The 14114-nt window shown below is 69.5% G+C and carries 18 protein-coding genes and 1 pseudogene; 13 read left to right on the top strand and 6 right to left on the bottom strand.

Annotated elements, in window-relative coordinates; genetic code table 11:
* The 3 genes and pseudogenes from ACFC02_RS38200 to tpg form a co-directional block, all read left to right on the top strand.
* A pseudogene (locus tag ACFC02_RS38200) lies at positions 1-110 on the top strand (IS3 family transposase); the annotation flags it as partial.
* Between the two features lie 25 nt (positions 111-135).
* Entirely contained in the window at positions 136-1308 is a 1173-nt protein-coding gene (locus ACFC02_RS38195; protein ID WP_376366893.1) for a hypothetical protein, read from the top strand.
* A 6-nt stretch (positions 1309-1314) separates the two neighbouring features.
* Entirely contained in the window at positions 1315-1872 is a 558-nt protein-coding gene (tpg, locus tag ACFC02_RS38190) for a telomere-protecting terminal protein Tpg (protein WP_376366892.1), read from the top strand.
* 69 nt (positions 1873-1941) lie between these two features.
* Here the strand turns inward: tpg and ACFC02_RS38185 are convergent, their stop codons facing one another.
* Together ACFC02_RS38185 and ACFC02_RS38180 are read right to left on the bottom strand one after the other, a co-directional pair.
* Complete coding sequence (locus ACFC02_RS38185) at positions 1942-2433, bottom strand: hypothetical protein (RefSeq protein ID WP_376366891.1); 492 nt, start codon at positions 2431-2433, stop codon at positions 1942-1944.
* A 104-nt stretch (positions 2434-2537) separates the two neighbouring features.
* A complete protein-coding gene (locus ACFC02_RS38180) occupies positions 2538-2960 on the bottom strand; it encodes a hypothetical protein (RefSeq protein ID WP_376366890.1) in 423 nt (140 codons plus the stop codon).
* Positions 2961-3136: 176 nt separating this feature from the next.
* Between ACFC02_RS38180 and ACFC02_RS38175 the strand changes: the two genes are divergently transcribed.
* Positions 3137-3364 carry a hypothetical protein gene (locus tag ACFC02_RS38175; RefSeq protein WP_376366889.1) on the top strand — a complete coding sequence of 76 codons (228 nt, stop codon included), beginning with the start codon at positions 3137-3139 and terminating at the stop codon, positions 3362-3364.
* Positions 3365-3433: 69 nt separating this feature from the next.
* Here the strand turns inward: ACFC02_RS38175 and ACFC02_RS38170 are convergent, their stop codons facing one another.
* Positions 3434-3955 (bottom strand): hypothetical protein, encoded by a 522-nt coding sequence (locus ACFC02_RS38170; protein ID WP_376366888.1) that lies wholly within the window; start codon positions 3953-3955, stop codon positions 3434-3436.
* A gap of 211 nt (positions 3956-4166) precedes the next feature.
* On the opposite strand from ACFC02_RS38170, the gene ACFC02_RS38165 reads away from it, so the two are divergent.
* A complete protein-coding gene (locus tag ACFC02_RS38165) occupies positions 4167-4817 on the top strand; it encodes a hypothetical protein (protein ID WP_376366887.1) in 651 nt (216 codons plus the stop codon).
* Positions 4818-4832: 15 nt separating this feature from the next.
* Here the strand turns inward: ACFC02_RS38165 and ACFC02_RS38160 are convergent, their stop codons facing one another.
* From ACFC02_RS38160 to ACFC02_RS38150, 3 genes are all read right to left on the bottom strand, one after another.
* Positions 4833-5090, bottom strand: coding sequence for a DUF6207 family protein (locus ACFC02_RS38160; protein WP_376366886.1), 258 nt, complete (start codon positions 5088-5090; stop codon positions 4833-4835).
* Between the two features lie 91 nt (positions 5091-5181).
* A complete protein-coding gene (locus ACFC02_RS38155; protein WP_376366885.1) occupies positions 5182-5409 on the bottom strand; it encodes a DUF397 domain-containing protein in 228 nt (75 codons plus the stop codon).
* Positions 5406-6275 (bottom strand): helix-turn-helix domain-containing protein, encoded by an 870-nt coding sequence (locus tag ACFC02_RS38150; protein WP_376366884.1) that lies wholly within the window; start codon positions 6273-6275, stop codon positions 5406-5408. The genes ACFC02_RS38155 and ACFC02_RS38150 overlap by 4 nt, the downstream gene beginning before the upstream one ends.
* A 518-nt stretch (positions 6276-6793) precedes the next feature.
* On the opposite strand from ACFC02_RS38150, the gene ACFC02_RS38145 reads away from it, so the two are divergent.
* From ACFC02_RS38145 to ACFC02_RS38110, 8 genes are all read left to right on the top strand, one after another.
* Positions 6794-8047: a nucleotide sugar dehydrogenase gene (locus ACFC02_RS38145; protein WP_376366894.1), complete on the top strand. Its 1254-nt coding sequence runs from the start codon at positions 6794-6796 to the stop codon at positions 8045-8047.
* On the top strand, positions 8044-9024 hold the full coding sequence (locus ACFC02_RS38140) for an NAD-dependent epimerase/dehydratase family protein (RefSeq protein WP_376366883.1): 981 nt from the start codon (positions 8044-8046) through the stop codon (positions 9022-9024). Before ACFC02_RS38145 ends, ACFC02_RS38140 begins: the two co-directional genes overlap by 4 nt.
* Entirely contained in the window at positions 9012-9764 is a 753-nt protein-coding gene (locus tag ACFC02_RS38135) for a polysaccharide deacetylase family protein (protein ID WP_376366882.1), read from the top strand. The genes ACFC02_RS38140 and ACFC02_RS38135 overlap by 13 nt, the downstream gene beginning before the upstream one ends.
* A complete protein-coding gene (locus tag ACFC02_RS38130; RefSeq protein WP_376366881.1) occupies positions 9761-10015 on the top strand; it encodes a hypothetical protein in 255 nt (84 codons plus the stop codon). Before ACFC02_RS38135 ends, ACFC02_RS38130 begins: the two co-directional genes overlap by 4 nt.
* A gap of 135 nt (positions 10016-10150) precedes the next feature.
* Complete coding sequence (locus ACFC02_RS38125; protein ID WP_376366880.1) at positions 10151-11230, top strand: tyrosine-type recombinase/integrase; 1080 nt, start codon at positions 10151-10153, stop codon at positions 11228-11230.
* Positions 11227-11550 (top strand): helix-turn-helix domain-containing protein, encoded by a 324-nt coding sequence (locus ACFC02_RS38120; protein WP_376366879.1) that lies wholly within the window; start codon positions 11227-11229, stop codon positions 11548-11550. The genes ACFC02_RS38125 and ACFC02_RS38120 overlap by 4 nt, the downstream gene beginning before the upstream one ends.
* Positions 11550-13154 carry a hypothetical protein gene (locus tag ACFC02_RS38115; RefSeq protein ID WP_376366878.1) on the top strand — a complete coding sequence of 535 codons (1605 nt, stop codon included), beginning with the start codon at positions 11550-11552 and terminating at the stop codon, positions 13152-13154. The genes ACFC02_RS38120 and ACFC02_RS38115 overlap by 1 nt, the downstream gene beginning before the upstream one ends.
* A 22-nt stretch (positions 13155-13176) precedes the next feature.
* The gene (locus tag ACFC02_RS38110) at positions 13177-13683 is read left to right on the top strand and encodes a GNAT family N-acetyltransferase (RefSeq protein ID WP_376366877.1); all 507 of its coding nucleotides are present in this window, start codon (positions 13177-13179) and stop codon (positions 13681-13683) included.
* Positions 13684-14114 lie beyond the last annotated feature (431 nt).

The raw sequence follows: 14114 nt of genomic DNA, 5'->3' as shown, positions 1-14114 counted from the left end.
CCGCCGGGCAGAACGGCGAACGCCGCCGCCAGGCAACCCACCCGGCCAGGACGATCCCCGAGCTGACGGCGACCGGCCCCTCGCAGGTCTTCACCGACGCCACGCGGCTCCACCGCGACGACCGGCCTCGAGCTGATGACCGCGCTGCGCCCACCGACCCGCGCGGAGAAGGACCCGGACACGGGCGAGTTCAAGCGGGCCTTCAACGACGACGCGCTCACCGCGGTGTACGACGTGGTGGAGTGCGAGGTCCCCGACGAGCACCCGGTCCTCAAGGGGAAGTTCGCCCGGCACCACCTGCGCACCCCGGCCGAGATGCTGATGGAGGAGCCCTACGACTGGTGCCGGCCGCTGACCGATGAGGAGTGCGCCAACCCGTACCTGGTCGTCGTCGACCTCAACATGAGCTTCGCCGCCGCCGCGAACGGACTCACCGTCGGACTGAACGGCCCCACCCACCTGACCGGCAACCCTACCTTCGACCCGGCGCTGCCCGGCTCGTGGCTGGTCGACCTCTCCCACGTCGACCTGTCCCGCGTCCAGGTGGGCGGCCGCACCCTCGACGCAGACCGGCTCCCGAGCCCGTTCACGCCGAAGGGCGAGAGGCCCGAGGGCCCGGCCTGGTACGCCACCCCGACCCTCGCCTACGCGGTGGAGCTCGGCTTCGACGTCGCGCCGATCGAGGCGTACGTGCGCACCGAGACCGGCCGCTACCTGGACCCCTGGTACAAGCGGCTGCGCGACGCGTATGTGGAGACGATGGCCGACATGGGCGTCACCACCGAACTCACCGGCCAGGAGTTCCTCGAGGCGATGGCGCGGCGCAAGCAGGTCGACCCGACGATGGCGCTGCTGGAGACCGCGATCAAGGCGACGGCGAAGGGCGCGATCGGCAAGCTGCGCCAGCGCTCCCGGGGCCAGGTGCCGTACTACGAGCCCTACCCGGCGCTGAACCGGGAGACGTGGCGCCCCGACATCCGGGCCGCCGTGCTCGCAGCCCAGCGCGTCGGCCTGCACCGCAAGCTGATGAAGACGGCGGCCGCCGCCGACCTGTACCCGGTCGCGATCGGCACCGACGCCATCGTCTACCCCTCGCCCGGCCCGTCCCCGCTGGACGTCCTGCCGTACACGTCCGAGGGCAAGCCGGTACCCGGCACGTTCCGGCTCGGCGTCTCGCCCGGGATGGTCAAGCACCAGGGCACGCAGACCGTCCTGTGGGCGGAGCAGATGTTCGAGGAACGCGGCGAGGTCTTCAACATCGCCAACCTCATCAAGACCGCTGACCCGACGGCCGGAGAAGGGGAGTAGCAGGTCATGGTCGATTCGCTCGGGGACAGCCTGGACCGCGCGCTGGAGGGGGCGTTCACCCGCCGCATCCCGCAGAGCGCCCAGGCGCAGATGAAGTACCTGGTCAAGCAGCTCAAGGGCACCAAGGCCACCGCACAGGCGCTCGGGATCTCCCAGCGCACGGTGGAACGGTACGTCTCCGGCAAGCTCAAGCGGCCCCGCCAGGACCTCCGAGGCCGCATAGAGCGTGAGGTCAAGAAGCGGTGGCAGCCGCAGGTGCGGGCGAAGGCCAGGAAGAAGGCCGCCTCCACCGGCGGTCTGGTCGTCAGCACGCGCGCCCGGTTCGGGTTCACCGCAGCGCCGGGCACCACCGACGACGCCCGGATCCGCGACATCACCCAGGCCCTGCCGCCCGAGTACGCCGACCAGTTGTTCACCGCCCGCGAGCAGGGCGCCACCGAGCAGCAGCTCCAGCAGATCGCCGCCGACGGCCTCGCCCGGATGTACTTCCGCGCCAACAACAGCCGCGCGCACGGCCTGGGCGTGGAGTTCACCGACGTAGAGCACATCGAGATCGAGCTGTGATCACCCGCCCAAGGTGAGAGGCCCCGAACCGCGCGCCGGTTCGGGGCCCTCCCATATGCCGCCGCCGGGTCAGCCGGTGGCGGCCTTCTTCCCGGCAAGCTGATTCTTGGCCTGCTGGTAGTCCTCGTACGTCACGGCATTCAGCGCCTCGATCCGGCCGAGCGTCTCCACCGTGTCGTCATGGCGCATCGCGGTATCCATGAACTTCAGCAACAGCTCCACCATCGCGTGGCTCTTCCAGTGCCGCAGTTCCGCCTCGTTCAGGAGCTCCGAGCCACCGGCCTCCATCATGTCGACCAGCCGCTCCCGGGCCCGCCACTCCCGGCGCCGACGCCACCAACCACCGCCCGGCCGGTTCAGATCCCGCAACTTGCGGATCTGCTCCACCAAGGCCCTGATCTGCGTCTCCTGCTCGGGCGTCCATGCCTTCCCAGAGCCGTCAGCAAGTGCCTGGACGGCCTCCTGCGCAGCCTCGCTACCATCCGACCCGTCGCCGCACAGCTGCTCCACGGCCCTTCTGAGCGACGCTTCCGCCGCCGTGGTGTCGTCCTCTTCGGACACGCTCTCCCCTTCTCCTCACAGAACGCGCAGCATGCCCGCCGCACCGCTCCCCGGGCAATCGGAAAGCTGGCGGGAGGCGGGGGCCGGGATGAAGAACAGCCCGGTCATGCCGAGCTGTCCTGTTGTGCCGTCCGCGTCTCAGCTCCGGGGGCAACGAGGCCATCGAAGTTGCCCATCGCGGTGGCGTCGTCGCACAAACCGGTGGAGTCGGTGTCGACGGGGGTGAGAGTGCCGTTACTTCGCACGGTCCAGGCCACCAGCGGGTCCACGATGAACGAGCCGTCCCCTTCCTTGTACCGAGCACTCCACCCACCCCCAGGGATAGCGGCGACAACGGGGTGCCCGCCTTCCGAGAGTCCGGTGAAGGTGCGCCCGTTGTTCGCCGGGACAAGTCGACCGCTGCGCTCATCAACGACGAGCGCCCGGCCCTCGTCGTCCCAGGCGATGACGGGCTTGCTCCTGTAGACCGTGCGGCCGCCCTCTTCCTGCTTGTAGTGCGCTTCGTAAGGGTGTTGTGCAGGGATCACTACGTCTCCTGGGCAGGTCATTACTGGACTTGGTGTGACCGTACGGCCGGGAAGGTCCGTCCGTCCCAGGGTTTGACCAGCGTGACCGGATGCCGTGAGGCCCCGCCCTGCGCTGCTGCGCCGGTGCGGGGCCTTATACGCGTAGCGAGGCCGCAGAGCGGGAGGCGCAGCGGCCGGTGTGCACGCGCTGCGGGGAGAAGTTCACCGACGAACGCTGGCAGGAGACCACGCGGTTCTCGTGGCCCGGCGAGCGGGACCGGCTGTGCGGACCGTGCGCGAAGGAGGCCGCCCACCGGGCGGAGGCTGAGCGGGCGGCGGAGCGCCAGGCCGAGGACCTTGCGGCTGGCACGGCGGCCCAAGCGCAGGTATCGAAGGCGCGCGGGCTGTTCAAGCGTCGCGGTTAGCTGCGCATCTCCGGGGAGTCTGGGCAAGCCGTCCGTGAGGACGGCCTGCCCAGCAGGAGACGGCTGGGCTCAGGAGCCGAGCGCGGGCGGATTGCTGTGGTGGCGCAGCCGGGGCCACAGGGGGTGTTCGGCGAGGGCGTCGAGCAGGATCGCGGCCACCGACCGGTCGACGGTCCGGGTGCGCTTGACCTCGTCGATCACGAAGGGCGTTCCCCAAGCCCACAGTTCGCGGGCGGCCGTGTTCATCCGTCGGCTGACGACACCCAGAGCCGTGAGGGCCGGCTTGCCAGTCAGCTCAGGGGAGATGTACTCCGCGATGACCTGGCCCCGGACACCGGGCGGACCCGGCTCCGCGCACACCCGCCACACCACGTCCAGCTCCTCCACGGTGTGCAGCGACTTCACCCAGGACCGCAGCATCTCCTCCGTCCAGGCCGGGTGGTCGTACCGGCTGGGGGGCTTCCACACCACGTCCTCCGGCAGCACCTCCGGCCGGCCACCCGGCTCGGGCTGCGGCTTCCCGTAGGCCGCGCGGACGGTACGGATCGCGTCCTCGTACGAATCGGTCTCGGTGTCGATCGTGAATCTCAACGCCCACCCCTCAAGCTCAGCGCACTGTGCCCGGAGGCTACCCGGCGCGCACTGCCGCGACGGGGTGTTCTGGGGGAGTGGGCAAGCCCAAAGGGACCCTGGGCAAGCCGCCACGAGGTTCGACGCGCCCGCCGAATCCCTGCCCGATCAACGGCGTTGGTGGGAAACTCCAGCCAACGACCGTGGCCGTCGAAGCAGGGGGCATGACGCAGTGAGCAGCAGCAGTGAGACGAACATGAGGGTGGCAGCCCACGCCGAGCGGTACATCGCCCGGACCGGCTGCCACCCCTACACCGACTGCTGGCCGTGGGCCGAAGCCGCCCTGGCCTGGTCCCAGGCGAACGAGCGGCATCTTGGGTGGAGCCTGCGCAACGCCTGCCTGAACGACGACGACATCGAACACGTTCCGGCCGCCATCGCCGAGACCCTGCGCCTGAGCATGGTCCGCCACAACCGGCTACCGGGAGACCTGGCCCTGGAAACCGCCCGCAACGAGCTGGACTACTGGGTGGGAGACGGGGTCAGCACCAGCGGCTCTCCGGAGCCGGGAACACTCCGATGGCCCGAGCCCACCGGCCCGTACGCCGACCGGTGGCGGGCAGCGTTCCTGTCCGGCGATCCCGAGCGCGCCCACAGGCTGGCCACAGGAGCGGATCACGTGCTGCTCGGGCTGCTGTTCCACACAGCGAAGGCCATGGACCGGGGCGCCGCTCTCCGGTACCGCACGGACACCTACAACTCCTCATACACAGCGGTCGCCGATACCGCGCCCATCATCGGCATCACGATGCCGGTCACGGTCACGGATCCGCTCGCCTACCAGGGCATCGACGGCCTGACCGCCGTGCCCGAGGCGGCCTGACGCGATGTCGTCGTCTCAGGGGTCTTGCTGAAGATCCACAAAGAACCGCAGCCGCACGCCGGGCTCACCAGGCTCCCGGGTCGTACGATCCGCCGGCGCCACCGCGCACTGCCCGGAGAGCAGCTCCTGGATAGCGAAAACGGTCGCGTCATCGGTGGCAGCGACCTCCACCACGGCCAGGCCCGGCCGGGCCACATGCGCGTCGTTGATCTGCCTCATGTACGGCACGACGCGCTGGCGGGCCCGGAAGTTCTCCCGCTCCCGCTGCTTCACCCGACCAAGTGGGCTGGTGGGTGGGTCTGCATGGCGAAGGGCTGTCTTCCCCGGTTGGGGCGGGGAAGACAGCCCCTGAACGTTCACGGGTTTACAGCGCGCCGTCGATGACGGCTTGCCGGAACGCCTCCCATTGCTGTGCGGTGTAGCGCACGGCGGGCAGGTGGATGTTCTTTCCGTCGCGGAGGGCTTTGCCGCCGGCGGGCAGGTCGGTGAGCTCCACGCACTGCCCTTCTCCGGCGCTGTGGGACGACTTGCGCCATGTGGCGCCGGTCAGGTCGTATGCGTACAGATCGGACTGGGCGGGGTGTTCGTTCATGTGGGGAGTCCTTCCTTGAGCCGGGTGATGAGGGCGAGTGAGTCGCTGACGGGCGGAGCCGCGGCGACGATCTGGGCGAACGCCTCTTCGTAGAGGGTCACGTCATCGGTGCCTTCGACGTAGCTGGTGCCTTTGAGGTTTTCGAACTGGACGACGCTCGGCTGGGGGGCGGGGAAGGAGACCAGGTCGAAGGCCCCGGCTCCGCCGGGGTGGGGGGTGGCGTCCAGCGGCATGATCTGGATGGTGACGCCCGGTGAGTCGGCGACGTCGATGAGGCGCTGGAGCTGGTCGCGCATGATCTGAGGCCGGTCGGAGAAGCGGCGGTGCAGCACCGCTTCGTCGATGACCGCCCACAGCTTCAGCGGGCGCTCGGGCCGACTGAGCACCGCCTGGCGGGCCATGCGGACTTCGGCGAGCGCTGTGACCTCTTCGGGCGTGCGGGTGATGGCGTTGGCGGCGATGGTCTCCCGGGCATAGGCCCCGGTCTGGAGCAGGCCGGGGACGAGCAGGGGTGCGTAGACGCGGACGGATTCGGCATCCGACTCCAGCGAGATGTAGTCGGCGTAGGCGGGGGCGACCAAGCCGCTGTACGTCTGCCACCAGCCCTTCTTTGAGGCGTCCTTGGCAAGGCCCTCCAGGGCGGCGACCACGTCGGGATCGGTGATGCCGTACTGCTTCAGCAGTTCGGAGATGTGCGGGGGGCGGATCTGCGCCTTGGCGTTCTCAATCCTGGAGAGCTTGCTGGAATCCCAGCCCATGGCCGTCGCCGCAGCGTCCAGACTCAGCCCGGCGTCTTGGCGCAGGCGCCGCAGCATGTCGCCGAGGCGGCGTCTGCGGACCGTGGGGACCAGGGAAACGGTCGGCATGGCAGGCGTACGCCTCTCTGTGAGGTGAATCGAGGGCAGGCCCGGCTGGGCATCCCCTTTTTCCGGGTGTGATTGTGGCCTGAGTGGGTGTCCCCCCTGACCGCCGGGGCGCCGAACGACGCAGTACGGGTGCAGTGTCGCGCCATCAACGGGTGCGCGTCGACGGACCAGACCTTCATTGTTGGGGATCTCAACCCCAACCTTGCAGATTCGTACCCCAAGGGTGCATCCTGCGGGGACAGTGAAGTGACTGAGCGTCAGTTCTTGATCACTCAATGGTGTTCGGCTGTGCAGGCTTCTGGCTGCACGAGTTCGCCTCCGCTGGGACCGGCCGACCGCAGACGGGCGGCAGCACACCAGTGGTGCGTCGCCGGCGCCTCTTCCACTCAGAGGAGCACGTCATGTCCAGTGCACCCATTGCTACAAGTGACAGTCCCACGCCATCCCCCCTGCGGGTCCGGCCCCCAAGTGCTGTACCGCACCACCCGGTTGACGTGCGCTCTTTACGGGTTGCGGTGATCGGCCAGGGCTACGTCGGTCTTCCGCTCGCTGTGCGGGCCGCCCAGATGGGGCATCGCGTGGTGGGCCTCGACACCAACGCCGGCCGGGTCCGGGCGCTGGCGTGCGGCAGTTCACCGGTGGAAGACGTCCGCAGTGCCGAGCTGGGGCCCCTGCTGCAGGGCGGCGCGTACCACCCGACTGCAAAACCGGAGGACGTGGCCGGCTTCGACGTCGCGGTGATCGCGGTGCCGACACCCCTGAGCGAGGGGGTGCCGGATCTGTCGCATGTGCTGGCGGCCGGCCGGCTGGTGGGCGGCTACCTGCGGGAGGGGGCGCTGGTGGTCCTGGAGTCCACCAGCTATCCCGGCACGACCCGGTCCGTTCTCGGCGCGGTGCTCGAGGAGGTGTCCGGGCTGCGGATGGGCGCGCAGTTCGCGCTCGGTTTCAGCCCGGAGCGGATCGACCCGGGCAACCGGATGTGGACCCTGGCGACGACTCCCAAGCTCGTCAGCGGTATCGACGCGGCATCCCTTCAGCGCACGGCCGCCTTCTACTCCGGCCTTGTGGACAGCGTCGTGCCGGTGGGCCGGTGTGAGGAGGCCGAGCTCGCGAAGCTGCTGGAGAACACGTTCCGGGCCGTCAACATTGCGCTGGTCAACGAGCTGGCTGAGGTCGCCCGTGACACCGGCCTGAACCTGCGGGAGGCACTGGAGGCCGCGGCCACCAAACCGTTCGGCTTCATGCGTTTCGAACCCGGCCCGGGCATCGGCGGCCACTGCCTGCCGATCGACCCGGTGTACCTGTCCTGGTGGGCCGCCCAGGCCCGCGGTGAGGGCTCCCGCATGATCGACCTCGCCGCGCAGATCAACAGCGCCCGGCCCGCCTACGTGGTGCGGCGGGTCACCGACCACCTCGCCGGGCGTGGCCGGGCGCTGGCCGGGGCCCGGGTGCTGCTGCTGGGGCTGGCCTACAAGCCGGGCAGCAGTGACCTACGGGAGTCCCCGGCGCTCGAGGTGGCCCGCCGCCTGGCGGCTGCCGGCGCCCAGGTCAGCGCAGCCGACCCGTTCGTAGACCCCGCGGCCCCGCCAGCCCATGACGGCGTGCGGCTGACGTCCGCGACCGCCGGGGAACTGGCGGCCGCGGACGCCGTGGTGCTGATGACCGACCACGACGTGTTCGACTACGGCCAGATCGCCACCTGCGCCGCGTTCGTGCTCGATTGCCGGGGCCGGCTGGCCGACCGGATGACAGCTACGGTGGAGCAGCTGTGACGGGCGGCCTGCACGTGACGGTCACCGGCGGGGCCGGGTTCATCGGCTCGAACCTGGTCGCCTGGCTCCTGCGGCAGCCGGCGATCGGCCGTGTCACGGTCGTGGACCACTGCTCGACCGGCAGTGCGAGCCTGCTGGGCAGCGACCTGGCCCACGTCGACTTCCGTCACGGCAGCGTCCTCGACACCGACGTGCTGGACCAGGCGCTGGCCGGTGCTGACGCCGTCGTCCACCTCGCCGCGCTCCCGTCGGTGCCCCGCTCACTGCAGGATCCGGTGGCCAGCCACCACGTGAACGCCACCGGCACGCTCCAGGTCCTGCAGGCGGCGCGCCGGGCCGGCGGGCCGATGGTCGTGGCGGCGTCCTCGTCGTCCGTCTACGGCGCCCAGCCGCAACTGCCCAAGCGCGAGGACAGCCGGCCCATGCCGCTGAGCCCCTACGCGGTCACGAAGCTGGCCACCGAGGCCTACCTCGGTGCCTACCACGCCTGCTACGGACTGCCCGTGCTGCCGCTGCGGTTCTTCAACGTCTACGGCCCCCGGCAGCAGGCCGGCCACCCCTATGCCGCCGTGGTGCCCCGGTTCATCGACGCCGCCCTGTCCGGGCGCCCCGTCCAGGTCCACGGAGACGGCACCCAGACCCGCGACCTCACCTGCGTGGACACGGTCTGCCAGGTCATCACCACAGCGATCACCCAGCAGATCGTCTCGCCCTGGCCGGTGAATCTGGCGCTCGGTACCCGCACCTCCCTCCTGGAGCTGATCGGCCAGCTCGGCGAGCTGCTCGGTACCGCGCTGGACGTCGAGCACACCCCGCCCAGGCCAGGGGACGTGGCCCACTCCCAGGCCGATCCGGTACGGCTGCACGAGCTCTTCCCCCACCTGACGGCCGTGCCCCTGCGCGACGGCCTGGCTCGCACGATCGCCTGGCATCGCGCCCAGCGTCCGCAGGGGGTGACAACACCGTGCACATCCTGATGTACCACCTGGTGCAGGACCTGCCCGGCCCGATGGCCGTACCACCGGCCAACTTCCGCGCGCAGATGGAACTCCTCACCCACGGCCCCTACGCGGTGATCGGCGAAGACGACCTGCACACCATGTTCCGCCGCGGCACCCCGATGCCGGCGAACGCCGTGCTGCTCACGTTCGACGACGGGTACGCCAACACGATCACTGCTGTGCTGCCGGTCCTTGCACGGTTCGGCCTGCCTGCCGTGATGGCCGTGTGCGGCGGCTACCTCACCGAAGACCGGCCACAGACCGTGAGGCATCCGGTCCAGGAAATGGCCGACGCCGACCAGGTGCGGCAGTGGGCGGCATCCGGGCGCGCGGTCGCCGCCCACAGCTACACCCACCCGCGCCTCACGGCCCTCAGCGACCGCGCGCTCGCCTGGCAGACCGGTGGCGACCACGAGGCGCTGACCGACCTGCTGGGTCGGCCGCCGCGCACGTTCGCCTACCCGTACGGCGCCTACGACCGCCGTGTCCAGCGAGCCGTCGCCGAGCTGTACCCGCTGGCGCTGGCCACGGACGAACACCACCGGCCCGACCTGCAGCACCCCTACGCGCTCTCCCGCATCCAGGTCGATCCCGGCTGGAGCCTGACCTCCTTCGAAGCGGCGCTGGCCCACGACATTGATCCGGCCGCCGCCCAGCGCGCGGCCCGCGCCGCCGACCACCACACCGCCAACGCCCGCGAGGTGACCGACCGATGATGCCCGCTCCTGCCCGCACCGTCGCCCTGTACTGGCACAACGGCCGCTCCCTCGGGCACACCTCCCGCACCGCCAAGGTCGCCCGCTACCTCCTGCGCTCCAAGGACCCGCACTCGATCGCGGGCATCACCGGCGCCTACCGCGGACTGGACCTCCTCCCCCCGGAGGTCGACATCGTCAAGATCCCGTCCTTCGCGAACTTCGACGACCCGACTGTGCGACATCCCGTGAGTTCTCCTGAGTCCCGCTGAGTCGCTGGCCCCGTGGCCAGGGGGTTCTTTCCCCTTCGGGTGTTCTGGAGCCCTGTGACGTAACTTCGGGATTCTTGAAGCGTTCTCACTTCGTCCGACCGATTCACAGTCGGACCGAAGGTGAGGAGGCTCGGGTTGGCGGCGCTGGCGGTTGTACGGGACCTGCGCGAGCACTGGACGCCCGCGTCGGCGGAGGAGCTGGAGCGGTTCGAGACCGATGTCCTGTCCGGGTTCGTTCTCGCGCGGGCCTCGGCGGGCCTGGCGGACGGCACCATCCGCGGGGACGTCGGGCACTTGGAGCAGATCAGAACCTGGTTCGGCCGACCGTTGTGGGACATGGAGCCCGCCGACGCCGACGCGTACTTCGGCAAAGCGCTACGGAACTCACCCAGCGGCACCAGGCTGGCCCGGGCGCAGGCCCTGACGACGTACTTTCTGTTCCTGGAGCTCCGGCACAAGGTCGAGATCCACCGGATGACCGGTCGGGTCGTCGAGTGCCCGATCGATGAAATGAACCGGCCGCGCGGGGCCAAGGACGCCCAACTGCGGATCCCGCCGGCCGAGCCGGAGGTCGGGGCGCTGTTCACAGGCTGGGGCGGCGAGCTGGCCACCTGCCGCAAGTTCGCCCCTACCGCCAGGAACTACACCGCCTCCAAGCTGATGTCCCAGGTCGGCCTGCGGGTCAGTGAGGCGTGCAAGCTCGACCTGACCGACATCAAGTGGGACCTGGGCCGCTTCGGCAAGCTTCATGTCCGCCATGGCAAAGGCGCACGCGGCTCTGGCCCGCGTGAGCGGATGCTCCCGCTGATCAACGGCGCGGACCGGACACTGCGGTGGTTCATCGAGGACGTGTGGGGCCAGTTCGACGACGATCACACCCGCCCAGGCGCCCCGCTGTTCCCCTCCGAGCGCAAGAACGCCGACGGCTCCTCTCGCCGGGTGGGCGATGACGCCCTGCGCGGCGGGCTCAAGGAGGCGGCCAAGGCGCATCTGCCGGGGTGGAGCGAGAGGCTGACCCCGCACGTCCTGCGGCACTTCTGCGCGTCCCAACTCTATGAGAACGGGCTGGACTTGCTCGCGATTCAGGAGGTTTTAGAACATTCCTGGATCGCCACGACGATGCGATATGTCCATGTCCAGCAGACCCGGGTAGAGGACGCCTGGGTCGCCGGGACCGAGCGAGCCGCGAAGCGGCTGGAAGGGCTGATCCGATGAGGTGGAACCTGCGGCTGACCGCCGCAAACAAGGGTATCTGGAAGGCATCCGAACTCCAACGAAGCCTCGCCGAGCACGGGTTGGTGATCTCAGCGGGGAAGATGTCCGGGCTGTGGTCCGGCCAGCCGGTCTCGCTCAAGCTGGAGGACCTGGACGTCATCTGCGTAGTCCTCGGCTGCCAGATCGGCGACCTGCTCATCCCCGAGCCGGAGAAGGTTACCCGGCCCGGTGAGAAGACCGTTCAGCAGGCAGCCGCCGCGGCGTCGGGGCCGACGGTGGTGCCCCGCCGCCGGGACGGCCGCTCGCTCCCGCCGATGTGATGGCCTACGTCCTGCCGGCGGGGAAGTGCAAGCCGCCAACCAGCTGCCCGGACTGCTTCGGCTGGGGCGTGCTGCCCGGCCGCGCGTGCGGTGCGTGCCAGAGTTTTCGCCGCAACGACGAACCCGCCGAGTGCGGCGGCTGCCGCCGGATGGTGCGATTGAAGAAGGGCTACTGTCGCCTGTGCTGGCACCAGGCGAGTCAGGACGCCAAGTGCGAAGTCACGGTGCTGCAGCCCTACTTGGAGAAGGTGCGGAACCACCAGTTGTTCCTCATCAACCTCCACCGCCCGCGCCAGCCTGGCCCTCCCGTCGGCAGGAACGGACGGCGCCGGGGACGCCCGCGCACCCCCGACCCGGCCCCGGTGCCGCCGCCGGCTTCCGGCTGGCGCCAGCCGCCGCTGTTCGAGGCCCACCGTGACTTCACCCGGTTCGACCGTCGGCAGCATGCGCGACTGGACAATCCCTGGCTGGCGTGGGCCCGGCATGTCGCGCACCGCCTCGGCGAGGCCCACGGCTGGCCCCGCCGGGTCCGCCTCGACGTCGACCGGGCCCTGGTCATCGTCCTGTCCGCCCACATCGCGGGCGACGTCGTCCGCTACTCCGAGCTGTTCCCCGCTTTGCGGTCGCGGGGGCTGAGCACCGAACGTACTGCGGAAGTGCTCGACCACATAGGCGCCTTCCTCGACGACCGGCCCTCCTCGTTCGACCAGTGGCTGGAGCGCAAACTCGACGGCCTCGCGGTCGGCATCCGCCGCGATGTCGAGGACTGGGCCCGGCTCCTGCACGACGGCGGGCCACGGTCCAAGCCCCGGGACGTGCACACGGTCTGGGGCTACCTCAACCGGATCCGGCCCGTGCTGCTGAAGTGGTCCAAGCGCTACGACCACCTGCGCGAGGTCACTCGCGACGACGTCCTCGGCCACCTGAGCACCGTCCACGGCTCGCAGCGCAAGCACACGCTGGTCGCCTTGCGGTCGCTGTTCACCCGGGCGAAGAAGTACGGCACGATCTTCAAGAACCCGACCAGCCGCATCAGGGTCGGCCAGCAGGAGAACGGTGTCATCCAGCCCCTGGACCCCGGGCACGTCCAGTCCGCGGTCACCGTGGTGGCCCGGCCGGCGGACCGGCTGATTCTCGCCCTCGCGGCCGTCCACGCCGCCCGCCCCGGTGCGATCCGCCGTCTCCAGCTCGACGACCTCGACATCGGCAACCGCCGACTGGTCATCGACGGCCGCGTCCGGCCCCTGGACGAGCTGACGCTCCAGCTAGCCCTTGCCTGGCTCGACTACCGGCGACGCCGCTGGCCCGACACCGCCAACCCGCACCTGTTGATCAACAAGCAAACCGCGCTGGAGACCGGACCCATCAGCGGTGTGTCCGCATCGGCGGCGCTCCGCGGCCAGACCGCCACGCTGGAACGGCTCCGTGTCGACCGACAGCTCGAAGAAGCCCTGGTCCACGGCCCCGACCCGCTCCACCTCGCCGAGGTCTTCGGCCTGGCCGAGAAAACCGCGATCCGCTACGCAGACTCGGCGCGAGCACTGCTGGCACAGACTGCTGAGCTCTCGACGTCGCCCTCGGGAAAACAACTTGGCCCGGCTTGAGCAGCCTTGAACAATGACGGCCATGCGGATTCGACAGGCATGGCCTGATGACGCATCAGCGGTTGCTGGTGTCTACGTGCACTCCTGGCGGGCGGCCTTTGCCGGTCTTGTTCCGCAGCACTATCTCGACGCCATGGACCCAGTCCTTGAAGAGTCCGAGTGGAAGACACGTATAGCGGAGACACGCTGGCCATCATCGGGGGTACTCGTAGCCGAAACCGAAGCGGGAATCATCGGATTCACGGGTTTCGGCCCCTGTCAGGAGACCCCTGCCATCGCAGAGATCGGAACGCTCTACGCGCTACCTGAGGTCTGGGGCACTGGCATCGGGAAGCAGTTGATGCTGGCCACGTTGATGACGCTCGGACAGGCCGAGTACACGCAAGCCACCTTGTGGGTCCTGGAAGACAATGAACGCGCCCGGCGCTTCTACGAAGCAGCTGGCTGGCGCGCAGACGGCACAGCCGTGGAAGACACCACCGGCGGCGGCTCTCTCAACAAGTTGCGCTACCGCCGTCCTCTTGGCTAGCCCACTCGGCGTCTTCCGGTCCAGGGAACCAGGAACGGCATGGTCGCGAGTTGGAATCGAACCCACGGGACCAACTCTGTGAAGCACGACGACGGACCCTACAGTTCCCACCGAGAACCCTTCAGTTTGCGTGCACTCGCGGGACTCCGCGGGTGCCGTTAACGAACGTGTGACCAGCCCCAAACGGGGGCCAGCGGTTCTGGTCGACGGTCCGGCATGATGTGCGGCTGTACGGAAAGGGCCGTCTCCCCTGCTGGCGGAGACGGCCCTTGTGGGGTCTTCGAAGTTGAGCGGTGCAAGGTCGGTGGCCGCTGACTGTCCGTCACGGTCTGTGATGGGTGGGGTGGTTGTCGGCCCTGGATGTAGGACGCCCGTGGTCCTGGGTGATCATTTCTGTTCTCTACGCAGAAGGATCACTGGGGAGCCACGGG

This window comes from Streptomyces sp. NPDC056160, assembly GCF_042268205.1.
GTDB lineage: Bacteria > Actinomycetota > Actinomycetes > Streptomycetales > Streptomycetaceae > Streptomyces.
This window is presented reverse-complemented; position numbering and strand designations above follow the sequence as displayed.

What these genes read in the sequence shown, in the direction of transcription:
- ACFC02_RS38195 (WP_376366893.1), top strand. Translation starts at nt 136, where the DNA reads ATGACCGCGCTGCGCCCACCGACCCGCGCGGAGAAGGACCCGGACACG.
- tpg (WP_376366892.1), top strand. Translation starts at nt 1,315, where the DNA reads ATGGTCGATTCGCTCGGGGACAGCCTGGACCGCGCGCTGGAGGGGGCG.
- ACFC02_RS38155 (WP_376366885.1), bottom strand. Translation starts at nt 5,409, where the DNA reads ATGAACGAACACCCCGCCCAGTCCGATCTGTACGCATACGACCTGACC.
- ACFC02_RS38150 (WP_376366884.1), bottom strand. Translation starts at nt 6,275, where the DNA reads ATGCCGACCGTTTCCCTGGTCCCCACGGTCCGCAGACGCCGCCTCGGC.
- ACFC02_RS38130 (WP_376366881.1), top strand. Translation starts at nt 9,761, where the DNA reads ATGATGCCCGCTCCTGCCCGCACCGTCGCCCTGTACTGGCACAACGGC.
- ACFC02_RS38120 (WP_376366879.1), top strand. Translation starts at nt 11,227, where the DNA reads ATGAGGTGGAACCTGCGGCTGACCGCCGCAAACAAGGGTATCTGGAAG.
- ACFC02_RS38115 (WP_376366878.1), top strand. Translation starts at nt 11,550, where the DNA reads ATGGCCTACGTCCTGCCGGCGGGGAAGTGCAAGCCGCCAACCAGCTGC.
- ACFC02_RS38110 (WP_376366877.1), top strand. Translation starts at nt 13,177, where the DNA reads ATGCGGATTCGACAGGCATGGCCTGATGACGCATCAGCGGTTGCTGGT.